25 protein-coding genes, 1 other RNA gene and 1 pseudogene are annotated in these 20809 nt (G+C 40.1%); 21 read left to right on the forward strand and 6 right to left on the reverse strand.

Going from position 1 to position 20809, the window contains the following annotated elements; translation table 11 throughout:
• The first annotated feature begins 87 nt into the window (after nucleotides 1–87).
• From VB693_RS15980 to VB693_RS16040, 13 genes and pseudogenes are all read left to right on the forward strand, one after another.
• Nucleotides 88–225 (forward strand): element excision factor XisI family protein, encoded by a 138-nt coding sequence (locus tag VB693_RS15980; protein WP_323267126.1) that lies wholly within the window; start codon nucleotides 88–90, stop codon nucleotides 223–225.
• Nucleotides 222–416, forward strand: coding sequence for an element excision factor XisI family protein (locus tag VB693_RS15985; protein ID WP_323267127.1), 195 nt, complete (start codon nucleotides 222–224; stop codon nucleotides 414–416). The genes VB693_RS15980 and VB693_RS15985 overlap by 4 nt, the downstream gene beginning before the upstream one ends.
• 124 nt (nucleotides 417–540) lie before the next feature.
• Nucleotides 541–819 (forward strand): annotated as a pseudogene (locus VB693_RS15990) (SAM-dependent methyltransferase); the annotation flags it as partial.
• A 534-nt stretch (nucleotides 820–1353) separates the two neighbouring features.
• Complete coding sequence (locus tag VB693_RS15995) at nucleotides 1354–1839, forward strand: ATP synthase subunit I (protein ID WP_190702116.1); 486 nt, start codon at nucleotides 1354–1356, stop codon at nucleotides 1837–1839.
• Between the two features lie 60 nt (nucleotides 1840–1899).
• Nucleotides 1900–2661, forward strand: coding sequence for a F0F1 ATP synthase subunit A (gene atpB, locus VB693_RS16000; RefSeq protein WP_190702112.1), 762 nt, complete (start codon nucleotides 1900–1902; stop codon nucleotides 2659–2661).
• Nucleotides 2662–2809: 148 nt separating this feature from the next.
• A complete protein-coding gene (gene atpE, locus VB693_RS16005; RefSeq protein WP_015112744.1) occupies nucleotides 2810–3055 on the forward strand; it encodes an ATP synthase F0 subunit C in 246 nt (81 codons plus the stop codon).
• Between the two features lie 316 nt (nucleotides 3056–3371).
• Nucleotides 3372–3800, forward strand: coding sequence for a F0F1 ATP synthase subunit B' (locus VB693_RS16010; protein ID WP_190702109.1), 429 nt, complete (start codon nucleotides 3372–3374; stop codon nucleotides 3798–3800).
• Between the two features lie 195 nt (nucleotides 3801–3995).
• The gene (locus VB693_RS16015) at nucleotides 3996–4565 is read left to right on the forward strand and encodes a F0F1 ATP synthase subunit B (protein ID WP_323267128.1); all 570 of its coding nucleotides are present in this window, start codon (nucleotides 3996–3998) and stop codon (nucleotides 4563–4565) included.
• Nucleotides 4565–5116, forward strand: a complete 552-nt coding sequence (gene atpH, locus VB693_RS16020) for an ATP synthase F1 subunit delta (protein ID WP_190702102.1) — start codon at nucleotides 4565–4567, stop codon at nucleotides 5114–5116. The genes VB693_RS16015 and atpH overlap by 1 nt, the downstream gene beginning before the upstream one ends.
• A gap of 153 nt (nucleotides 5117–5269) precedes the next feature.
• Nucleotides 5270–6790, forward strand: a complete 1521-nt coding sequence (gene atpA / locus VB693_RS16025) for a F0F1 ATP synthase subunit alpha (RefSeq protein ID WP_190702099.1) — start codon at nucleotides 5270–5272, stop codon at nucleotides 6788–6790.
• Nucleotides 6791–6980: 190 nt separating this feature from the next.
• Nucleotides 6981–7928 carry a F0F1 ATP synthase subunit gamma gene (locus VB693_RS16030; RefSeq protein ID WP_323267129.1) on the forward strand — a complete coding sequence of 316 codons (948 nt, stop codon included), beginning with the start codon at nucleotides 6981–6983 and terminating at the stop codon, nucleotides 7926–7928.
• Between the two features lie 41 nt (nucleotides 7929–7969).
• Nucleotides 7970–8362: a hypothetical protein gene (locus tag VB693_RS16035; protein ID WP_323267130.1), complete on the forward strand. Its 393-nt coding sequence runs from the start codon at nucleotides 7970–7972 to the stop codon at nucleotides 8360–8362.
• Entirely contained in the window at nucleotides 8350–8586 is a 237-nt protein-coding gene (locus tag VB693_RS16040; RefSeq protein WP_323267131.1) for a hypothetical protein, read from the forward strand. Before VB693_RS16035 ends, VB693_RS16040 begins: the two co-directional genes overlap by 13 nt.
• A gap of 241 nt (nucleotides 8587–8827) precedes the next feature.
• Here the strand turns inward: VB693_RS16040 and VB693_RS16045 are convergent, their stop codons facing one another.
• Entirely contained in the window at nucleotides 8828–10207 is a 1380-nt protein-coding gene (locus VB693_RS16045) for a GIY-YIG nuclease family protein (protein ID WP_323267133.1), read from the reverse strand.
• 378 nt (nucleotides 10208–10585) lie between these two features.
• Between VB693_RS16045 and VB693_RS16050 the strand changes: the two genes are divergently transcribed.
• The 7 genes from VB693_RS16050 (at nucleotide 10586) to ssrA (ending at nucleotide 13754) form a co-directional block, all read left to right on the forward strand.
• Nucleotides 10586–10831, forward strand: a complete 246-nt coding sequence (locus VB693_RS16050) for a type II toxin-antitoxin system ParD family antitoxin (protein WP_323267134.1) — start codon at nucleotides 10586–10588, stop codon at nucleotides 10829–10831.
• Nucleotides 10832–10840: 9 nt separating this feature from the next.
• Nucleotides 10841–11107: a ribbon-helix-helix domain-containing protein gene (locus VB693_RS16055; protein WP_323267135.1), complete on the forward strand. Its 267-nt coding sequence runs from the start codon at nucleotides 10841–10843 to the stop codon at nucleotides 11105–11107.
• The gene (locus VB693_RS16060; protein ID WP_323267136.1) at nucleotides 11107–11262 is read left to right on the forward strand and encodes a type II toxin-antitoxin system RelE/ParE family toxin; all 156 of its coding nucleotides are present in this window, start codon (nucleotides 11107–11109) and stop codon (nucleotides 11260–11262) included. Before VB693_RS16055 ends, VB693_RS16060 begins: the two co-directional genes overlap by 1 nt.
• Nucleotides 11263–11658: 396 nt before the next feature.
• On the forward strand, nucleotides 11659–11874 hold the full coding sequence (locus VB693_RS16065) for a hypothetical protein (RefSeq protein WP_323267137.1): 216 nt from the start codon (nucleotides 11659–11661) through the stop codon (nucleotides 11872–11874).
• Nucleotides 11867–12292, forward strand: coding sequence for an aspartyl protease family protein (locus VB693_RS16070; RefSeq protein WP_323267182.1), 426 nt, complete (start codon nucleotides 11867–11869; stop codon nucleotides 12290–12292). The genes VB693_RS16065 and VB693_RS16070 overlap by 8 nt, the downstream gene beginning before the upstream one ends.
• Nucleotides 12293–12475: 183 nt before the next feature.
• On the forward strand, nucleotides 12476–13240 hold the full coding sequence (locus VB693_RS16075) for a class I SAM-dependent methyltransferase (protein WP_323267138.1): 765 nt from the start codon (nucleotides 12476–12478) through the stop codon (nucleotides 13238–13240).
• 121 nt (nucleotides 13241–13361) lie between these two features.
• Nucleotides 13362–13754, forward strand: a transfer-messenger RNA (tmRNA) gene (gene ssrA / locus VB693_RS16080).
• 259 nt (nucleotides 13755–14013) lie between these two features.
• On the opposite strand, the gene VB693_RS16085 is transcribed toward ssrA, so the two are convergent.
• The 5 genes from VB693_RS16085 to lysS form a co-directional block, all read right to left on the reverse strand.
• On the reverse strand, nucleotides 14014–14943 hold the full coding sequence (locus VB693_RS16085) for a CHAT domain-containing protein (RefSeq protein ID WP_323267139.1): 930 nt from the start codon (nucleotides 14941–14943) through the stop codon (nucleotides 14014–14016).
• 27 nt (nucleotides 14944–14970) lie between these two features.
• Complete coding sequence (locus tag VB693_RS16090) at nucleotides 14971–17199, reverse strand: tetratricopeptide repeat protein (RefSeq protein ID WP_323267140.1); 2229 nt, start codon at nucleotides 17197–17199, stop codon at nucleotides 14971–14973.
• A 44-nt stretch (nucleotides 17200–17243) separates the two neighbouring features.
• Nucleotides 17244–17708, reverse strand: a complete 465-nt coding sequence (locus VB693_RS16095) for a hypothetical protein (protein ID WP_323267141.1) — start codon at nucleotides 17706–17708, stop codon at nucleotides 17244–17246.
• A 56-nt stretch (nucleotides 17709–17764) separates the two neighbouring features.
• A complete protein-coding gene (locus tag VB693_RS16100) occupies nucleotides 17765–18457 on the reverse strand; it encodes a hypothetical protein (RefSeq protein WP_323267142.1) in 693 nt (230 codons plus the stop codon).
• A 143-nt stretch (nucleotides 18458–18600) separates the two neighbouring features.
• Nucleotides 18601–20127: a lysine--tRNA ligase gene (lysS, locus tag VB693_RS16105; RefSeq protein ID WP_323267143.1), complete on the reverse strand. Its 1527-nt coding sequence runs from the start codon at nucleotides 20125–20127 to the stop codon at nucleotides 18601–18603.
• A gap of 102 nt (nucleotides 20128–20229) precedes the next feature.
• Between lysS and VB693_RS16110 the strand changes: the two genes are divergently transcribed.
• On the forward strand, nucleotides 20230–20787 hold the full coding sequence (locus VB693_RS16110; protein ID WP_323267144.1) for a Uma2 family endonuclease: 558 nt from the start codon (nucleotides 20230–20232) through the stop codon (nucleotides 20785–20787).
• Nucleotides 20788–20809 lie beyond the last annotated feature (22 nt).

Consider the following 20809-nt stretch of genomic DNA (forward strand, 5'->3'; position numbering starts at 1 on the left):
TTATGATCTTAGTAAAGCTATTCATTCCTGAGATATTTCTTAATTAAGGTAGTAGATTGAATTTTACATATGCCATCTAATTGTTTTATGGAAAGAATAAAATATTGTCAAATTATTCAATATATTCTCAGCAATTATTCCGCTAATGATTTGGATAATAATACAGAAATTCAACTACTATTTGACACGGATAGCCATCATTATCAAGTTTTAAATATTGGTTGAAAAGAGCAAAAAAGGACTTATGGTGTCATTTTCATGTTGATATTAAAAATGATAAAATTTGGATACAAAGAGATGGTACGAAAATTGGCATTGCCAATGAATTAATCGCTGCTGGTGTACCCAAAGAAGATATTGTATTAGGATTCCACGCACCTTATAAACGTCAATTTACAGGTTTTGCTGTTAGATAAACCTTCAATTAACTACATCAGGGATTATTCGGCTAAATCTAAATAAAATTTGAGCATAGCAAAGCAAACTTTGCCCTAATTACCCCTATCCGCTAAACTCAAAAATGCTGCGTTGTTCCTCATCATGTCCGACCCCCAAACTGTTAGTAATGCTGTCGCCAAACTCTACGATACTTACCCTTTCCCGCCAGAACCCATCCTAGATGAACCACCCCCTGGCTACAATTGGCGATGTAATTAGTGAGTAGCTTACAGTTTTTGTACGGGACGGAAACCACCAAAGCAAGATATCCGCATTTTAGATGCTGGTTGTGGTTCAGGTGTGGGAACGGAATATTTGGTAAATCTCAACCCTAATGCAACAACAGTTGTTGATATCAACACCAGCTTAATCATACTTTCAGCTTGCTTGAAACCCCTACACCCATTAAATAGCGATCGCGTTTTACCTATCGGTGGCGATCGCCCACAACCCTTTGAGCTAAATTTCATGTAAAGTAGAAGTATACCCAGCAGATGCTTAAAAACTGGAGATGAACAACCCTACAAGTCAGAACTTGCTAAAACTCAGCAGTAACGAAGTATTTAGCGACAAGTCGCTTCTCCACAAAACACTCCGCAACACTGATTGATTCAAATCTGACTTCATCCCCAAACCAAAGCACTAGCTGGAAACGCCGAAAACTCAATTGGAGGATATTGATTCACCTAAATCACAGGAATATCCCACCCGACATGAAAAAATCTCTCTTCTCTAAGCCCTAATCTCCAAATACAGCATTTCGTATCTCCGCGCCCCTCTGCGTTGAAACTTCACCCTCAACACCACGATTATAGGCAAAGCTGTACTAACCCCGATTCATCCCCCCAGCAAAAGAAGTTAATTGTTTTTTTCTAAAGTATTGTTACCGGATCGTGATATGATTCAGCTGACTGAATGTGCAGTCATCATAAGTTAGCTGTACTGGTTTCAAGTCCCGTGAGCTTGTCAGAAGAATCAATTGCACCGAATCCGACAACACCACAAGATGCTCAACCTGGTTTTGAGGAAGCAGAACCAGTTAACACTTCTATGGATGAGTTTCATCAACTCTACCAGAAGCTGTTAGTGATCACACTTGTCTTGAGTGGGATAATATTTATCTCTGTGTGGATTTTTTATTCCCTAAACACTGCCCTGAATTATTTCATTGGGGCGTGTACAGGTGTGGTTTACTTAAAGATGCTAGCTAAAGACGTTGAGCGACTCGGTGGTGAGAAAAATAGTCTCAGCAAAAATCGTTTTGCTCTGGTTATTGGGTTGATTATACTAGCAACTCAATGGCACGATCTACATATTTTGCCTATATTTTTGGGATTTCTCACTTACAAAGCCACCCTCCTCGTCTACATGGTGCAAACTGCGTTCAATCCTGATTCTTAAAAAATCAGGCTCACAAAGAGAATACACCCATCCTCGCACCTTGGGGAAAACGCTTGAAGAATGCAAATGCTTAGTGTCTTAAACGCCTTTAATTCTTTTCCCCTAGCCGAATTAGAAGTGGGTCAACATTTCTACTGGCAATTGGGGAACCTAAAAATTCATGGGCAAGTTTTCCTCACGTCGTGGTTTGTGATTAGCATTTTAGTAATAGCTTCACTAGCCGCTACTCGCAACGCCCAAAAAATTCCTAGTGGCATCCAAAATTTGATGGAATACGCCCTAGAATTTATTCGGGATTTGGCTAAAAACCAACTCGGTGAGAAAGAGTACCGCCCTTGGGTACCATTTATTGGTACATTGTTCTTGTTTATCTTCGTATCGAACTGGTCGGGCGCACTCATTCCTTGGAAGCTAATCAAGCTACCATCAGGTGAATTGGCAGCACCAACCAACGACATCAATACGACGGTAGCATTGGCATTGCTGACCTCCTTAGCGTACTTTTACGCAGGTTTCAGCAAGCGGGGTTTAGGCTACTTCAAGAAGTATATAGAGCCAACTCCGATTCTGTTGCCGATCGCTATTCTTGAAGATTTTACTAAGCCCCTCTCCCTAAGCTTCCGGCTTTTCGGAAACATCTTGGCAGATGAATTAGTAGTAGGGGTGTTAGTGTTGCTAGTTCCTTTATTTATACCTCTACCTGTAATGGCCTTGGGTTTATTTACCAGTGCTATCCAAGCATTAGTATTTGCTACCCTAGCAGGGGCATACATTCATGAGGCAATGGAAGGACATGGCGAAGAAGAGCATGAGGAGCATTAACGCCCTCAGTTGTTAGCACAGTTCAAAAGAGCAACTACGCTCAAAATATCGCAAAAGCGATTTCAGCGAACTCGGTGCAGCGTGAAAACACACGTCTTAACTAGTTACTACTTTTGTTATTTCTGTAATTAAAGCAAGGAAAATCAACATGGATCCATTAGTTTCTGCTGCTTCAGTTCTAGCTGCTGCTCTAGCAATTGGTTTGGCTGCAATCGGCCCTGGTATTGGTCAAGGTAACGCTGCTGGTCAAGCAGTAGAAGGTATTGCTCGTCAACCCGAAGCAGAAGGAAAAATTCGCGGTACTCTGCTATTAACCTTGGCATTCATGGAATCCCTGACTATTTACGGTCTGGTTATTGCCCTAGTATTGCTATTCGCTAACCCCTTTGCTTAAACCCTAAAGGTTTTGTGGGTGTAGAGACGTGAATTATCACGTTTCTACAGACGGGAAGATTTTGGGTATTAACAATTTTAGATTTTGGATTTTGGATTTTGGATTATCAAAAGTTTTCGGTATATGTTCCGAAACTGGTCGGTTATCAATCTAAAATTCTCAGAACAAAATAACCTTTGGGTTAGTGTTAATCCAAAATCGCAAATCTAAAATCCAAAATCCCTTGACCCTTTTTGGCTATGGGTCTCTAAAATATCAAAGGTTGGATGTTATTGCTAGCCATGAAAACTGCTACTCCAACCTCAAGAGGAGAGAAATGTTTGATTTCGATGCTACCTTGCCCTTTATGGCATTGCAGTTCCTGCTGTTGGCAGCCTTGCTAAATGCAATTTTCTATAAGCCACTGACCAAGGTACTGGACGATCGCGATAACTACATCCGAACGAATACCCTTGATGCTAAAGAACGTTTGGCGAAAGCTGAACGTTTAGCTCAGGAATATGAGCAGCAATTAGCAGATGCTCGTAGACAATCGCTAGCAGTTGCAGAAGCAGCACAAGCTGACGCTAAAAAAGTGACAGCTCAGAAAATTGCCGAAGCACAACAGGAAGCTCAAGCGCAAAGAGAAAAAGCTGCAATTGAAATAGAGCAGCAAAAGCAAGCCGCTATGATTTCCTTAGAGCAACAAGTTGACGGACTTAGCAGGCAGATTCTCGAAAAATTATTAGGGACTACAGTAGCTTAATCAGCTAAAACTGCTAGCCCTGTCAAAGCATAAGCGCATCTGGGCAAGATTCCCAGATCGCTTTATTAAGTGTCAAAAAAACACACCTTTTCCTGCGGAAATTACAAGAAATTTGATTTACCTTCGGGAAATTAAAGACTTAAATTTCTATTGGGAAAAATACAATGTATTAGCAAGCGAGCAGCGCACTTGTAAATGGGTATCACAGGCACTTTCTTATTACTTGCCGCAGAAGCGCAAGCTGTTCAATCTGAGTTAGCAGAAGGCGCAGCAGAAGGTGGTTTCGGTCTAAACCTAGACATCTTAGAAACCAATATCATTAACCTGGCGATTCTGATTGGCATACTATTCTACTTTGGACGTAAAGTTTTAAGCAATATCCTGAGCGATCGCAAGTCCAACATCGAAACCGCGATTCAGGACGCAGAAAAACGCTTAAGAGAAGCACAAGTTGCTCTTTCCCAAGCGCAAGAACAGTTGACACAGGCTCAGACTGAGGCACAACGCATCCGCAAAGCAGCCGAAGAAAGCGCACAAGCAACTAAAGAAGCACTATTGGCAAAGGCAGTGCAAGACGTAGAACGCTTGCAACAATCAGCAGCAGCTGATTTAAACACCGAAAGAGAGCGGGCGTTGACCGAACTGCGGCAGCGAGTAGCCGCCCTGGCATTAGCAAAAGTCGAGTCACAACTGCGGTCTGGCATTGCTGATAATGTTCAACAAGCCATCATTGACCGTAGCATCGCTCAGGTGGGAGGACGGTAATGAAAAGCACTGTAGAAACAGCTGAAATAGCCCAGCCTTATGCACAGGCTTTGATGTCCCTGGCAAAATCGAAAAATCTCGCAGAAGATTTCGGCAGCGAGGCTCGTAGCTTAATCAGTCTGTTGCAAAATTCCCAACAACTGAAAAATTTCGTTGATAACCCTTTTATTAAGCCAGACACCAAAAAAGGGGTTATCACGCAAGTTTTAGGTGCAGAAGTTAACCCGTACTTACGCAACTTTTTGTTACTGCTAGTAGACAAACGACGCATTTTCTTCTTAGAGGAAATTCTACAGCAGTATTTATCACTGTTGCGGCAGTTAAATCAAACCGTGTTAGCGGAAGTCACTTCTGCTGTTCCCCTATCATCAGAACAGCAACAGGCAATTGAGCAGAAAGTTATCGCTCTAACTAAAGCTCGTCAAGTAGAACTAGTAACTAAAGTAGACAGCGATTTAATTGGTGGTGTGATCATCAAAGTTGGATCACAAGTAATTGATTCCAGTTTACGAGGTCAACTACGTCGCCTGTCTTTACGCTTAGGTAGCTAGGGCTAGGAAGAAGCAGAGGAATAGAGAGCGCAGGGGAGAAAAACTCATAACTCTCGACTCAGCACCGGCTAAACGCCGCGCTACCGCTAACACTACTCAGCACCTACTGATTACTATCAAATTCTGCCGTCTTGCAAGAAAAAAAGATACACCATGAGCATATCAATTAGACCCGACGAAATTAGTAACATTATTCAACAGCAAATCGAGCAATACGACCAAGAAGTCAAAGTTGCTAACGTAGGAACTGTTCTGCAAGTTGGTGACGGTATTGCCCGGATTTATGGTCTAGAAAAGGCCATGGCGGGGGAATTGTTGGAATTTGAAGACGGCACTATCGGTATCGCCCAAAACTTGGAAGAAGATAACGTTGGTGCGGTGTTGATGGGTGAAGGTCGCGCAATTCAAGAAGGTAGCAGTGTCACCGCTACTGGTAGAATCGCCCAAATCGGTGTAGGCGAAGCCTTAGTTGGTCGCGTTGTCGATGCTTTAGGTCGTCCCATCGATGGTAAAGGCGATATCAAAGCCAGCGAAAACCGTTTGATTGAATCTCCAGCACCCGGTATTATTGCTCGTCGTTCTGTACACGAACCGATGCAAACCGGTATCACCGCTATTGACTCCATGATTCCCATCGGTCGTGGTCAACGGGAATTGATCATTGGCGACCGTCAGACAGGTAAAACTGCGATCGCGATCGACACCATCATTAACCAAAAAGGTGAAGATGTAGTTTGCGTCTATGTCGCCATTGGTCAAAAAGCTTCCACCGTTGCTAACGTAGTCCAAACCCTGCAAGAAAAAGGCGCAATGGACTACACCGTAGTTGTTGCAGCTAGTGCCAGTGAACCCGCTACATTACAATACCTAGCTCCTTACACAGGTGCTACCATTGCTGAGTACTTTATGTACAAAGGCAAAGCCACCCTCGTAATTTACGACGATTTATCCAAGCAAGCACAAGCTTATCGCCAAATGTCCTTGCTGCTACGTCGTCCACCCGGACGGGAAGCTTACCCCGGAGACGTATTCTACATTCACTCCCGCTTGTTGGAACGCGCTGCTAAACTCAGCGACGAACTGGGCAAAGGTAGCATGACCGCGCTACCCATCATCGAAACCCAAGCTGGTGACGTTTCCGCATACATTCCTACCAACGTAATTTCTATTACCGACGGTCAGATTTTCTTGTCTTCTGACTTGTTTAACGCTGGTGTGCGTCCAGCAGTGAACCCCGGTATTTCCGTATCCCGTGTAGGTTCTGCGGCACAAACCAAAGCGATGAAGAAAGTAGCAGGTAAGATTAAACTGGAATTGGCACAGTTTGACGACCTCCAAGCCTTCGCGCAATTTGCTTCTGACTTAGATAAAGCTACCCAAGACCAGTTAGCAAGAGGTCAACGTTTACGGGAACTACTCAAACAGTCTCAAAATGAACCCTTGTCCGTAGCTGAACAAGTAGCGATTCTGTACGCTGGTATCAACGGTTACTTAGATGACATTGCTGTTGATAAAGTCACCACCTTCACCAAGGGCTTTAGAGACTACCTGAAGTCAGGTGTTAACCCTTACTATCAATCAGTACAAAGCAAAAAAGTGCTGGCTGATGATGAAGAAAGTGCATTGAAGGCAGCTTTAGACGACTACAAAAAGACCTTCAAAGCGACAGCGTAAGACAGTGCTGAGTGTCGAGTGCTGAGTGCTGAGTAAGAGGAGTTAAGAGTTGATCAGGAAGTTAGGAGTAGCTTGGCATTCAGCAAATTCTGCCACTCAAAACTCAGGACTCAAAACTCAAGAGTTACTTGGCATTCAACACATTCTGCCACTCAGAACTCAGAACTCAGGACTCGGAACTTAAAAGAATATGCCTAATCTTAAATCAATACGCGATCGCATTCAGTCGGTCAAAAACACCAAAAAAATTACAGAAGCCATGCGCCTAGTAGCGGCGGCGCGGGTACGGAGAGCGCAAGAACAAGTGCTATCCACTCGCCCCTTCGCTGATAGACTAGCGCAAGTGCTGTATGGACTACAAACCCGTTTGCGCTTTGAAGAAGCCAACCTCCCACTCCTAAAAAAACGGGAAGTGAAATCAGTAGGGTTGTTGGTAATTTCAGGCGATCGCGGTCTGTGTGGCGGCTACAATAGTAACGTCATCCGTCGCGCCGAAAACCGCACCAAGGAACTAAAGGCAGAAGGTGTAGATTACACATTTGTCATTGTTGGACGTAAAGCTACTCAATACTTCCAACGCCGCGACCAACCCATTGACGCTAGCTATACAGGCTTAGAACAAATTCCCACCGCCGACGAAGCAACTAAGATTGCTGACGAGTTGCTGTCTTTGTTCCTTTCCGAAAAAGTAGACCGCATCGAGTTAATCTACACTCGGTTTGTGTCCTTAGTTAGTTCTCGTCCTGTGGTGCAAACTTTGCTACCTCTTGACCCCCAAGGTTTAGAAGCAGCCGATGACGAAATCTTCCGCCTCACAAGCCGTGGCGGTCAATTTGAAGTTGAACGTCAGAGCGTGGCTAATCAAGTCCGTCCCTTACCCCGTGACATGATTTTTGAGCAAGACCCAGTACAAATTCTGGATTCCTTGCTGCCTTTATATTTGAGTAACCAACTCTTGCGGGCATTACAAGAATCTGCCGCGAGTGAACTAGCAGCCCGGATGACAGCAATGAGCAACGCCAGTGATAACGCTGGTGAATTGATTAAATCCCTATCGTTGTCTTACAACAAAGCCCGTCAAGCCGCAATTACTCAAGAACTCCTTGAGGTTGTTGGTGGTGCAGAAGCCTTAACTTAGGAAAAAGTCAATTGCTAACTGTGATAAATAGCTAATTGCTGGTGAATTTAAAACTAGCGATTAGCTATTTTTGGTTTTGGGCATATGCGACAAACAAATTTGATACGACTCGTTGTAGTGCTAGCATTTCCATGAAGTTTGAAATTTCTACGCCGCTTGGCTTTACCGTGAGAACATCCGAAGAGTATTGGCAACGATTGATCATCAAGCATCCTGATATAGAGGAGTTGGAGGAGCTAATTCAATCAGCTCTTGCTGCACCGGACGAAATTCGACGCAGTAGCCGAGATGCAGAAGTATTATTATTTTATCGGGCAAGAAAAGAAAAACGTTGGGTTGTCGCGGTGGCGCGACGCTTAAATGGAGATGGATTCCTAATTACAGCCTACCAAACCGATGCAATTAAGGAGGGCGAAACAGTGTGGCTCAAATAAAGGTGTTTTACGAACCAGAAATGGAGCTATTAAGTGTGTTTTGGCAAGTTCCCAGAAAAAACCAAATTGCTACTGAGCTTGGAGACGGGGTGATTTTGATCAAAGATGGGGTGAGTGGCGAGCCAATTGGTATAGAAGTTTTGTCCTACCATCCAGGAGACGATCGCTTTGATGCTGTGAGTGTTGAGTTAGGGCAAATAAGTTCAATGCAACCAGTTGGTTAACAATTCTAATGTATCAGACGGACAGATACGTAAATCTTTCCTTGTTTTACAACAAAGTCCGCCAAGCAGCAATTAATCAACAACTGCTTGAGGTTGTTGGTGGTGCAGAAGCACTGGGGTAGGAATAAGTCAATTGCTAACTATAATTAATAGCTAATTGCTGGTGAGTTGAAAACTAGCAATTAGCTATTTTTACTTTTGAAGATGTTCTATGTTTTAACAAACAATTTTCATAATCAGACTATTCATATTCAACTGGTATTTTCAATGCAAATTGAAAGGCTTCTAGGTGCGATAAGTTTTCCGGCCGCCATATATCACCATTATCAATTCCTTCCGGTTGTAATACATCACAGATAGGCGGGTTTAACAAAACGGGTTCTGTCAGGGAAATACCCCATACATCATCTCCCGAATGTTCTTGGTAATAACCGAAATCGTTGTCTTGAAGATGTAAATCTTTATCAGAAGCAAAACTTTCTGCATCATACCTAAAAACATTTTCAACAGTTATCCAGCCAGCAATTGAATAAGTAGAAAATGTTTCTTCATTTAATCCATAAGATGCTATGTATTCTTCCTTTTCCTCTGAATTATAAAAATCTAATATATGAATTAACAGTGTACTACCTTTATAGTTTAAGACCTGATTGCTTGGTTCACGTATTAATAAAATTGTACATTCTCCAGCTAATACAGGTAGTGCCTCTTCAGGATGTAAAGAAACAGCTAAATGACGGCTAAAACCTCGATTGTGATAAGCAGAGAATTCTTTTGAATTGACACGCGTAACTTCTGTATAAAAATCTTTTATATACTGGGAGAAATTAATTTTTGAGCTTGTTGACCTATTAAGTCTTGATAATTCTTTTAATTTGTTTAAATAAGCAGAATCCTTAATCCGCATAAAACCAAAACCAAAGTTACCACAAAATCTTTTAAACTCGTTAAATTCTTTTGAGTTTAAAAATTGAGGCGACTTCATCAAGTAACCAGAACCAAAGGCATCATAAAAATGGCTATTTTCATAGTCACTTGTAGTTGTTTCTTCACATATGAATTTAGACCAAAGATAATACTGTTTAGGTTTTTCTCCTATACCTACTATTAAGAATATAGTATCACCTTTAGTGTTTAAAACGGCTCTTTTGTTAGTTGATATACCAGGGAGAACTTCATCACAATCATATTCATTTAATAAAGATTCATCAATAATTTGTTCAACAGGTAAGTACCCTAGAAAATTATAGTTATGATATTGAATCCAAAATTTTTCTTCAGACTCAAGTTTATTCTTCTTTTTGGCTGGAGTCCAAATATTGCAGTTGTATTCTGGCTTAAGTGTATTTATCCAAAATTCTTCCCGTTCTAATAATTTATATTCTGTACATTCTTCAATAATTCTAAAATCAAACCACCCAACTTTTCCTAATTTGCTAACTATTTCTACTAGACCATATTTTAAAAAAGCACATCTTAGCGGATAGTTTCCTATTTCTAAGGCATTTGGTTTATTCAAACCTCTTGTATGTTCTCTCCATCGCCTATGTATATTTCTGGATTGTCCAATATAAGATTTACCATTGAAAGTATTTACAATCTGATAAATACCACAAACCATATGTATGCTCCTTATTAAACGACTAAAATTAGGGTATATTCATCTGCTAAAACTGTATATTCCAATCAAAAAACCTAATATAATTTCAACCCAAATGAATAGTATTTTGAATCAGCTTCTAGTTTTTCGTCTTAGCTTGATTTTGAAATAGTAGTTGGTTTATAAGAATATTGGCTAGGACTACTAGTTTAGTATTCCCAGAATTTTGAAAGATTATCTACCTCATCATATGAGTTGGTAAATTGGGCTATATTCACACCACGCCGTTTTATGGAGCTTTCGGAATGAAGCTGTTTTCAGACAATGGCAATAACAAACTTGGACATTTTTTGTTATTCCCGATAGGATAATTGGTATCAGCCTATCAAGAGGTAGCAGATGAACGTTTCTTTAACTCGCGAATTGGAAAAATGGGTGCAATCGAAAGTTGAAAGCGGGATGTATACTTCTGCGAGTGAAGTTATCCATGAAGGTTTACGACTGCTCAAAGAACAAGATGCTTTAAAAGAAATACGCCTAGCAGAATTGCGTCGGGAGATTCAGCAGGGAATTGATAGTGGCGAATCTACACCCCTCAACATGAATGAGGTTATAAGCAGAGGTAACACTTTTAAGCAACTATAGGTAAAAACTATGAACATTCAACTCAAAGCGGAATATGAACAATTTATACAAACCCGGATTGCTACAGGTAGATATGAAAATGCTGAAGATGTGATTATTAAAGCATTGAAACTGCTGGAGGGATGGGAGAGAGGTTATCAAGAATGGGAAAAAGAAACTGAGAAAAAACTAGCTGCTGGGCTGGCTGCTATTGAACGTGGAGAAATTGAGGATGCTGGAGTAGTTATGGCGCGACTAGAAGAAAAATTACGCAAAGCCCGTGAAACTCAAGGATAATGGAATACTTTATTGCTAAGGAAGCCAGCCAAGATTTAGATGAAATTTTGGATTATTTTTTAGTTCGCAATGTCAACGCTAGCGAAAAATTTATTCGAGAATTTAATAAAAAATACCAAAATATAGCTCAGTTCCCAAATATAGGAAGGAGTTAGGGGAAGTTTGACTCCAGGCTGAGAGGAATACGATTATATGGCTACATTATTTTTTATCCGGTTTTTGAAGTAGCGTGGTGATTGTGCGCGTAATTAGCGGTTATCGGGATTTAGAATCTAAATTCGCAGATGTGAACGATGAGTAAATTTTTGACTTTACTGAAGAATTAATTGTAAATTTATATACATTTGATACTACTAGTTCCTAATCTAGATCCAGCCTTCCCACAAGCAAGCGAATCAGTGATTAAAAACGCTGAGGCTAGCGAGACTGAATGAAAAGCGATCGCCTCTGCAAGCAATTTTCCCATAGCTAGGTTGTAGTGTTTGTTTAGGTATGGGGTCTGTAAAGCAAATAAAATAGAGAGGAAAACCCGAATACCCGGAGTAAATTGTATGGTTTCCTCAGAACTAATCTCGGCATTACGGGGTTTGAATCGTGCAGACAAATTCCATGTCATGCAAATTTTAATCTCAGAACTAGCACAACAAGAAATGGATCTAATTAAACCTAACCAGTCCTATCCAGTGTGGTCGCCCTATGATGCAGTAGAAGCAGCAGATACTATGCTACGAGTGTTACAAGATGCTCAAAATCAAGATCATGAGTAATGCTGAACAATATCCGTTTATTTCCAGTGATGCTACATCAGGGGAAGCTAGCTTTCGTCCACATTTGCCTCTGACCCTGATTTATCAACAAAATTCCATAGAAGCATCAGGTTTATTGGACACTGGTGCAAGTGTGAATGTAATTCCCTATTTAGTGGGAATTGAGCTTGGTTATGAATGGGAACGCCAGACAACAGCACTGAGTTTGACAGGAAATCTTGCTCAGTATGAAGCGCGAGTTGTTATTGTTCAAGCTATTGTTGGACAATTTGAGCCTGTACAACTAGTATTTGCATGGACGCAGGCTACAAATGTGCCGCTTATTTTGGGACAAGTCAACTTCTTTATGGAATTTGATGTGTGTTTCTATCGTTCTCAGTTACAGTTTGAGATCAAACCAAAGTCTTATCAGTCTTAAATTGGGATCAGGGTTTTTTGTGATCGCTCTTTCTCTGGGGCGATATCTGCTGTTACATCATTATAAATGGCGATCGCACTCGCATATAACTTCAGTATTCAAAGTGCGTGTCAACAAGTTGATCATTCATTAATGTTAGAAAAGCGTTATTGCACATTCCTGAAACCGTAGCAGCCTTTAGTTATGACTCTCACATCATATGGAACTTTATGTACTGAAGCTTATAACATTACCAAGCCTATTGGCGGAGCATATCGAGATATTCCCTACTACATCAAACATCTTTCCCAAATCGGCGGCAGAATTTTGGAAGCAATGGTAGGAACAGGACGGTTACTGATCCCCTTGTTAGAAGCTGGTTTGAATGTGGAAGGTATTGATAATTCACCTGATATGCTGGCTGCTTGTCGTCAGCATTGTCTAGAAAGAAATCTCAATCCAGTTTTATACCAAGGTGACATCAAAAATATCGAACTTCCTGGGAAATTTAGTGCCATTATTGTTTCCTTTGGTTCATTTATGTTACTAGCAAAGCGAGATGCCGCTATAGCAGCTTTGCAAAACTTCGCTCGACACTTAGAACCAAGGGGACGAATTTTTATTGATCTAGAGATACCAATCGAAGATTTTAAGACTGAGAATATTATTAAGCAGCGATCGCCAATTATTTGTCCTGACGGTTCAACAATCCTTTTACAAACTACATCTTCCATAGACTGGCTCAATCAAACCAACATGACAGTAATTCGCTACGAGAAGTGGAAAGACGGTAAACTCTTCGCTACCGAGTTACAACATTTTCCTTTACATTGGTTTGGACGTGACGAATTTATCATGTGTTTGCAGGAAATAGGCTACACAGACATTAACTTATGCGCCAACTATCATGATGGTGTAAAACCAGACTCTTACAGAGATACGCTCTGTTTTTCAGCAGTATGGGTTTAAAATAGGATTTTTTTTTACACTGATTAAACTAAACTAGTCCCCAATCTTGATTTCTCTAGAATCTCAACCTTGTTTACCCACAACTGCAAAATCGCGTATTATAATTAAGATATAGAGACATGGGTCCGTAACGGTTTCGACAGGTTGGCGAACGCTACTCTATGATTCAGGTCGAGAGTGAGTCGTCTCTCGCAAATCAAAGGCTCAAAAAAAAAGTAAATGCGAATAACATCGTTAACTTTGCTCGTAAGCCTGCTACAGTAGCAGTTGCCTAAAAACCTCTCAAAGGTTCGAGCGTCTTTAGTCTGACTCCGTTAAGGATTAGAGACCAACCCCCAACGGACGCTCTAGCAAGTGTTCTCTGGTTAGCTTGCTGGCTAAGATTTAATCAGAGTATCCTACGTTCGGGATAATGAACGATTCCCGCCTTGAGGGTCAGAAAGGCTAAACCTGTGAACGAGTGGGGGGTCAATACCCAATTTGGACAGCAGTTCGACTCTGCTCGGATCCACTAAAATAACTAAAAATCCACCTAGTTTTAGGTGGATTTTATTTTTAAATAATTTGTATTTTTATCGTAACCCTTGGCAAATGAAAGCAGCCCAGTAACGGGGATGTGCAAACGGAAATTGCTGAGTAGACTGTTCAATTTCTTGAATTTGTCTGTTCAATTTAGCATACATATTATATTCAAGCTGCCATTGTTTATATTCAATCGAATCTAAAGGATATTTTTTTCGATTTCTTCCTAGTTCACGTTCTCTTGTTTCAAGTTATTGGAATATTTCTTGAAGATTTGCCTTTGTAAATTCGCGTAGTTTGATTTGCGCTTGCCGTAATGCTTCGGGACGGTTTTTACCTTCTTGCCTTTGCTGATAGTAAAAAATGGAAAATAATGCTGTGGCTAAATCATTAACTGACCAGAGGGTACTAACTACACTTCTAGAACCAGCACACAAAAAAGCTGTAGAAAGTGTCAGAATATCATCAGTTAATGAAGGAATCCCTAAATGAGTTTCACAGCAAGATAGAAATACTTCTACAAGTTGAGGTAAACGCCAACTGGGTGTCATTAATTCCCCCAAGGTAATACTGCTGTCATGGGCTAATTTTAACCGTGATTCTAAAGGATTATCTAGTCGAGATTCAGCATGGTGACAGCAATGAAGTATATTAACTTGTTGTGCTAATTTTCGATAGTTTTCAGGAGTAGCTTGATTACTACCAATTAATCTATTTTCTCTGCGGATGTTGTAAATTTGAGCAAGTTTTTGTCCCTCAAATCTAGCACAGGGAAGGTTATCTTCTGCATCTTCCACAGTTCCATATTGTAGAGACAAGCTATCTACTATGTCGCGTTGCTGACAAAATTCTAAAATTTGGCAGCTTGGGCTGTAACGAATCAGAAATTTATCTCCTAAATATTCCTGATATTCGCCTGTAGGCAAAGCAACAAAGGGGATTTGATGTAATAAAAGGTGAGGAATTAAAATTAATTCTTCTATCTCTTGAAGATGTTGAGATATAAGTTGAGATATTTGTAAGCGTTCAGCTAATTCGATGAGAAAACTGTAAATTTGAATTTCCCATTTTTTGGGTTCATCTCTATAAGGGAATAACCAATTCTGTTCAATCCAGCCTTGTAATATATTTAATCCTTGCCCTGTACAAGTGTGAAGAGTAATTTGGTTTTGCTCTACCACAAAAATATGGGTATCTGTGTCAGTAGTCTAGAAACTTAAAATAGCAGTGTTTGGTTTGTCAATCAACTTTTGAATTGCAGGAAATTCAGGCGCGCTAACTTGAATCTCACCAGCTAGCACAGGATCTAAACGTCTAATATCTTCCCAGATTTGTTGTTTTTGGTTTTCTAAATTGGCGATCGCTTCATTATCAGCTTGCCAAGCAGCGCGTGTCTCATTGGGATTATTTTTAGATTGATGGCGATCGCGCTCTAGATCAATTTGTTGTTGCAATTCTTCATACTTCTGCAATAACTCCTGAACTGCTGGAGGAATTTCGTCACCTTGGTAGAGGTCGTTACTTGCCATTAAGTCTACTAGGCTTTTGGCGCGCGATCGTTCTGCGTATTCAAACGCTTTTTCTATTTGCCCAGCATTGATGCAGGCTTCTACTATCTTTTGGTAAATATATATGGATTCTTCCAGAATTTCTTGACGGCGATATTCAGAATTTACCCAGCTACGGTTAGTTTCTAATCCATCAATAGCTGCTTCATAGCCTTGAATAGCTTTATCCCAGTGGCTATTAGAGAAAGCTATATTACCCAAGTTGCGTCCCGTTAAAAAACAATCAATTGGAAATAAGTTATGTTTGTATACGTTTAAAGCTAATTGGCAAGATTCAATTGCCTTCGTAAAATATCCATGCAAATTATAAATATGTCCAAGATTACTCTGAGTTAATGCCCAGTCTTCTGGAAAAGCTTGTTGAGTACGAATTTGTAAAGCAGATTGAAAAGCATTTAGAGCTAGTTCTAAATCATTTTGATCATCATCTTTAAACCGCTCGCCATAGCAAATTGCCAGATTCATTTGAGTTGTAGCCCATTGTATAGGGTCACAATCTTTAGTAATAATTTGTAAACTTTTATCTAGATAAACAATAGCTAAATTCAAATTTTCTTGTCTATTACCATAAATTCTATCCAAATAAGCAATACCTAAGTTATTTTGAGTTATTGCCCATTCGTAAGGAAAAGCTTTTTTAGTAAAAACTTGGCAGGCTTCTTCAAAAGCAAATATAGCTAATTCTATATTTTGATTTTTATCTCCTCGAATACGTTCTAAGTAAGCAAGTCCCCAATTGTTTTTTAAATCAGCCCATGATTGAGGATAATCTGTCTTATTAAAAACCTTCACTGCTTCTTGATAACAGTTAATAGCTAAATCTATATTTTCTGCTTTATCTCCTTTAATGCGATAGCGATAGGTAGTCCCTAAATTGTTTTGGGTTTCAGCCCATTGTTCAGGAAATTCTTCCAAAGTGAAAACTTGTAAAGCAGATTTACAGGCAGATATAGCTAATTCTATATTTTCTGCCTTGTTTCCTCGGGTTAGATTACGGAAAGCAACTGCTAGATTATTTTGGAAATTAGCCCATTGTTGAGGTAATTCTTTTTCGGTGATTCTTTCTAAAGACGCTTTTAAAATAGCTATAGCAAATTCGATATTATCTGCTTTGTCTCCTTGGATACGTTTAATATAGGCAGCAGCTAAAATGTTTTGAGATGTAGCCCATTCTATGGGTAAGTTTTCTCTGTTAGCAATTTGCAACGCTTCTTGCAAAGCAGTAATAGCAATTTCTAGGTTTTCTGCTTTGTCTCCTCGAATACGGTGAATATAAGAAGCAGCTAAACTGTTTTTAATCATAGCCCACTCTTGGGGAAAGACTTCTGAAGTAAAGACAGCTTGAGCCACTTCATAGCCAGCAATGGCAATTTCTAGATTTGATGCTTTATTTCCTAATTGAAACTCAGATATTATATTACTGAGATTAAATATGTTTGTTGCTAATATTTCTGCTGGAATTAGCTTTTCTTCAAATATTGTATATACAGACCAAGCCTTTAAGAAACGAGAAAATTTATCATCTAGCTTGTCTAAATTCGCCGCCAGGAATGAAGACACTACTTGCGGTTTAGCTTCGCTACTGTCAACTGCTTGTAACAGCATTTGAATAAGTTCAAAATAGTTTTCTGCTGATGATGGCTGACCGAGGCTAGCGGCAATTGTAACAGCAACCCTACGTAAAAAAAGAGAGTTTTCTTCTTCTCCTTCCTCTGCTAATTTTCTAGACACCTCCTTCATTGTTTCTACTAAACCAGTATCTATCAAATTTTTATGACAATCTAAAATCCTTGGTTCTTGTCCTTGAGAAGATTGAAGAAGTTCTTGAATTAGATTTATATAATCATCAAGGCGTTTTACTTCTACCACTAATCAATTCCTAATGGTGAGTTATGTTTGTAAATTGATTCAGACTAATCCAAAAATTTTCCTAATGTTTCTAGTAATTCCTCAGCTAAATTCAAAAACTCGATTTCATCAATTCGATTACTATTTTCACGATTATTTTCTGCAATTGCCAGTTTGCCGACTAACATATTTTTTACAGCAAAAATCCTGTCTTCTTCCTCCGCTAGACTCAGGCATTTTTCTAATTCTTCAATAATTTCTGGAATTGATTTATCTTGTAACTGATGACGCACTTTTATTGCCACTGAATCATCACTTTCTAGAAAAGCAGTCAACAATTGTACATAACTAGGTTCATTGTCATTTTCCCCCCACTTTTCTAACCAATCACCATCAACATCATCACTATGCAAGTAAGCTGCATCAAGCCCATAGTTCATAATGTCATCTTGCAATTTTTGGGCAGCTTCTACAGCTTGGAGAAATTTTCCTAACCTCTGTTGACGGTCAGTTGGTTGCTCTTTAACCATAAAGACTCACTATTTTTAGCTAAATTACAAACAAAGTAAATGAAGGTGCAAGATAACTACATATTTAATTTCAAATAATTATCTGTGAGCAAATTATCGCTATGCGCTAGAGATATATTAACTATCTGACTTACTAAATTGTTACTAATTGGGTTGTAACTTAAAAACAATCCTCTATCTATTGCCCACAAACGCAGAGTATTTTCCCAATCATTTGATTTATCTTGAGAAAATTGTTGATTGAGACTAGTAAGTTGAATACAAAGGGGTTGCTCTTGTGTACTACTGACAATTATATCAGTTGCCATTGATAAATCTATAATGTATCGTTGAACAACAGTACCACCCAAATTGGTAATACTTTTAGTAATAGACTCAATTAACTTGCCATCTTCCTGGCTAAATTCCCCAGCTTTAATTTTTTGTCTCCAAATATAAAACTTAGGGTCGCTTTCACTCAGCCATTTGGGAAACAAGTAACCATACCAATATTTCAGTGTGGGTGTCAAAGAATTTAAGGCTAATTGTTGTTCTTCAAGAGATAGAGACTTGAGGATAAGGAAAGCGTCAGCATCCCTAATCATTTGTTCTAAAAATAACTTTAAAAAAGGTTTAGCAATTAGCTTACCTGCTTTGATATCTTTAACCCAACGATTGATTTCTCCTAATCTTTTGGATAAGTTGTTGTCTACTGTAGATGCTTCCTCAATCAATAATTTGAGTTTATATTGAATTTCTTGTGCTTGCAAAAATGCTACTCCTCAGAACTTGAGCAAGATAATTTTAGGCATTTTACGACACTTTTATGGCATTAATTAATAAAAACCCATAGAAAGCAACATTTTCTTGTCTCTCTCTACAGGTTATCGATAATTAAATTTCCACTCATTAATTAACTTGCTGGTTCTGGGGATGCTTCTGATTTTTCAGGCTTGAGTAAGGGGAATGCAATTACATCCCGAATACTGGCAGAATCGGTTAATAACATTACCAATCGATCAATCCCGATACCTAAACCGCCGGTGGGGGGCATACCATATTCTAAAGCGGTGAGGAAGTCTTCATCTACGCCTTGGGCTTCTAAGTCACCGGCTGCTTTTTTTTCAGCTTGGGTTTCTAGACGTTGTCTTTGGTCGATGGGGTCTGTTAACTCTGAGAAACTGTTAGCAGTCTCCCGTCCGACCATGAATAATTCAAACCGTTCTACTAAACCAGGTTGAGAACGGTGAGGTTTAGCTAATGGTGAAATTTCTACAGGATAATCAATTACAAAGGTCGGCTGAATTAAGTTGGTTTCTACCTTTTCTTCAAAGGCTAAATTCAGTATTTTACCTATAGTTTGGGCTTCATCTACACCAGGAATCCCAGCATTTTTACTTGCGGCTTTCGCTTCTGCCAAACTGGGGAAAGAATTGAAATCTAAACCTGTATATTCTTTGACTACATCGTGCATTGTCACCCGTCGCCAAGGTGGTGTCAAATCTATACTTTCTCCTTGGTAGGTAATTTGCAACGTACTGAGAACTTCTTGGGCAACGGTGGTAATAATGCCTTCTGTCAACGCCATCATATCGTTGTAGTCGGCGTAGGCTTGGTAAACTTCAATTGAGGTAAATTCAGGGTTATGGCGGGTAGAAATTCCCTCGTTGCGGAAAATGCGCCCCAATTCAAAGACCTTTTCAAATCCACCGACAATTAACCGCTTTAAATGGAGTTCTGTAGCTATTCGCAGATACAGTTCCATTTCTAGGGTGTTGTGATAGGTGACAAAGGGACGGGCATCTGCACCGCCGGCTTCACTTTGCAATACTGGGGTTTCAATTTCTAGGAAATCCCTCTGTTCTAAATAGCGGCGAATACCTGCCGTAATTTGGGCGCGGCGGCGGAAGGTTTGCCGGACTTCGGGGTTAACAATCAAATCAACGTAGCGTTGACGGTAGCGTTTGGCAACATCCGTTAATCCGTGCCACTTGTCGGGTAGGGGCAGGAGGGATTTGGTGAGGATGGTGTATTGTTTGACGTAGACCGATAGCTCGCCCTTTTCAGTCCGTTTAATTGTACCTGTGACTCCTAGAATATCGCCTGCATCTGTAAGTTGTTTGAGGTGATTAAAAGCATCAGCATCAACATCTGCCATGCTTTCTTGAATACGATTTTTATCCAGGTAAATTTGAATTGTGCCTGTTTCATCTTGCAAGGTGAAGAAAGCCAACTTACCGAAAACACGACGCGCCATAATCCGTCCAGCAATGGCGACTTCTACATCAACTTCTTCACCACTGGGTAAATCGGCAAATTTTTCTTGCAATTGGGCGGCGTGGTGGGTAGATTCCCAACGGTAAGCGTAAGGATTTGTCCCTAGCTGCTTGAGTTGTTCTACTTTCTCCAGCCTAGCGGCACGGATATCTTCTTCCGACATGGTAACGAACTATTCAGAGGGCAAGATTAATTATAGATGCTGTAAAAGTGGACAGTAAGAGATTTTTGTCCTTGATAGTGCGATCGCTACAATTAAAATACTATGACACAAACCAAAGTACGCTTGTGGAATGTAGACGAATATCACCGAATGTTAGCAACGGGTATTATTGCCGCCGATGAACGGGTAGAACTGATTGCCGGGCAAGTAATTCCGATGAGTGCTAAAAATCCTCCCCACGCAGCCACAACCCTGTGTGCTTCTGATTATCTCAAGCGGCTGTTGGCGGAAGTTGCCTTAGTTCGTGTACAAGATCCCATTCAGTTAAGCCAATATTCTGAACCTGAGCCGGATATTGCCATTGTTCGCATCGATCCGCGAAAATACATTGACCACCACCCTACATCACAGGAAGTATTTCTATTAGTTGAGGTAGCGGATACAACCCTAGAGACTGATCGTAGACAAAAAGCACCTCTTTATGCTCAAGCGGGCATTACTGAATACTGGATTTTAGACGTAAATAAATTTCAGGTTTATGTTTTCCGCGAACCAAGTGGGGCGACTTACAAGCAAGAATTTATCTTAGGGGAGAATGCAACATTATCTTTGATCGCTTTTCCAGAGATGGAAGTTGAGATTAGCCAGTTATTTCCCTAATTTGATGAAGTGAAGCGATCGC

Source organism: Anabaena sp. UHCC 0399, from assembly GCF_034931465.1.
In the GTDB taxonomy this organism is placed as follows: Bacteria; Cyanobacteriota; Cyanobacteriia; order Cyanobacteriales; family Nostocaceae; genus Trichormus; species Trichormus minutissimus.

Excerpts from the sequence above, each read along its gene's own strand:
- VB693_RS16060 (WP_323267136.1), top strand. The coding sequence starts at position 11,107 with ATGGAATACTTTATTGCTAAGGAAGCCAGCCAAGATTTAGATGAAATT.
- VB693_RS16110 (WP_323267144.1), top strand. The coding sequence starts at position 20,230 with ATGACACAAACCAAAGTACGCTTGTGGAATGTAGACGAATATCACCGA.
- atpA (WP_190702099.1), top strand. The coding sequence starts at position 5,270 with ATGAGCATATCAATTAGACCCGACGAAATTAGTAACATTATTCAACAG.
- VB693_RS16055 (WP_323267135.1), top strand. The coding sequence starts at position 10,841 with ATGAACATTCAACTCAAAGCGGAATATGAACAATTTATACAAACCCGG.
- atpB (WP_190702112.1), top strand. The coding sequence starts at position 1,900 with ATGCAAATGCTTAGTGTCTTAAACGCCTTTAATTCTTTTCCCCTAGCC.
- VB693_RS15995 (WP_190702116.1), top strand. The coding sequence starts at position 1,354 with ATGTGCAGTCATCATAAGTTAGCTGTACTGGTTTCAAGTCCCGTGAGC.
- VB693_RS16075 (WP_323267138.1), top strand. The coding sequence starts at position 12,476 with ATGACTCTCACATCATATGGAACTTTATGTACTGAAGCTTATAACATT.
- VB693_RS15980 (WP_323267126.1), top strand. The coding sequence starts at position 88 with ATGGAAAGAATAAAATATTGTCAAATTATTCAATATATTCTCAGCAAT.
- VB693_RS16010 (WP_190702109.1), top strand. The coding sequence starts at position 3,372 with ATGTTTGATTTCGATGCTACCTTGCCCTTTATGGCATTGCAGTTCCTG.
- VB693_RS16030 (WP_323267129.1), top strand. The coding sequence starts at position 6,981 with ATGCCTAATCTTAAATCAATACGCGATCGCATTCAGTCGGTCAAAAAC.
- VB693_RS16070 (WP_323267182.1), top strand. The coding sequence starts at position 11,867 with ATGAGTAATGCTGAACAATATCCGTTTATTTCCAGTGATGCTACATCA.
- VB693_RS16050 (WP_323267134.1), top strand. The coding sequence starts at position 10,586 with ATGAACGTTTCTTTAACTCGCGAATTGGAAAAATGGGTGCAATCGAAA.
- atpH (WP_190702102.1), top strand. The coding sequence starts at position 4,565 with ATGAAAAGCACTGTAGAAACAGCTGAAATAGCCCAGCCTTATGCACAG.
- VB693_RS16065 (WP_323267137.1), top strand. The coding sequence starts at position 11,659 with ATGGTTTCCTCAGAACTAATCTCGGCATTACGGGGTTTGAATCGTGCA.
- VB693_RS16095 (WP_323267141.1), bottom strand. The coding sequence starts at position 17,708 with ATGGTTAAAGAGCAACCAACTGACCGTCAACAGAGGTTAGGAAAATTT.
- lysS (WP_323267143.1), bottom strand. The coding sequence starts at position 20,127 with ATGTCGGAAGAAGATATCCGTGCCGCTAGGCTGGAGAAAGTAGAACAA.
- atpE (WP_015112744.1), top strand. The coding sequence starts at position 2,810 with ATGGATCCATTAGTTTCTGCTGCTTCAGTTCTAGCTGCTGCTCTAGCA.
- VB693_RS16045 (WP_323267133.1), bottom strand. The coding sequence starts at position 10,207 with ATGGTTTGTGGTATTTATCAGATTGTAAATACTTTCAATGGTAAATCT.
- VB693_RS16015 (WP_323267128.1), top strand. The coding sequence starts at position 3,996 with ATGGGTATCACAGGCACTTTCTTATTACTTGCCGCAGAAGCGCAAGCT.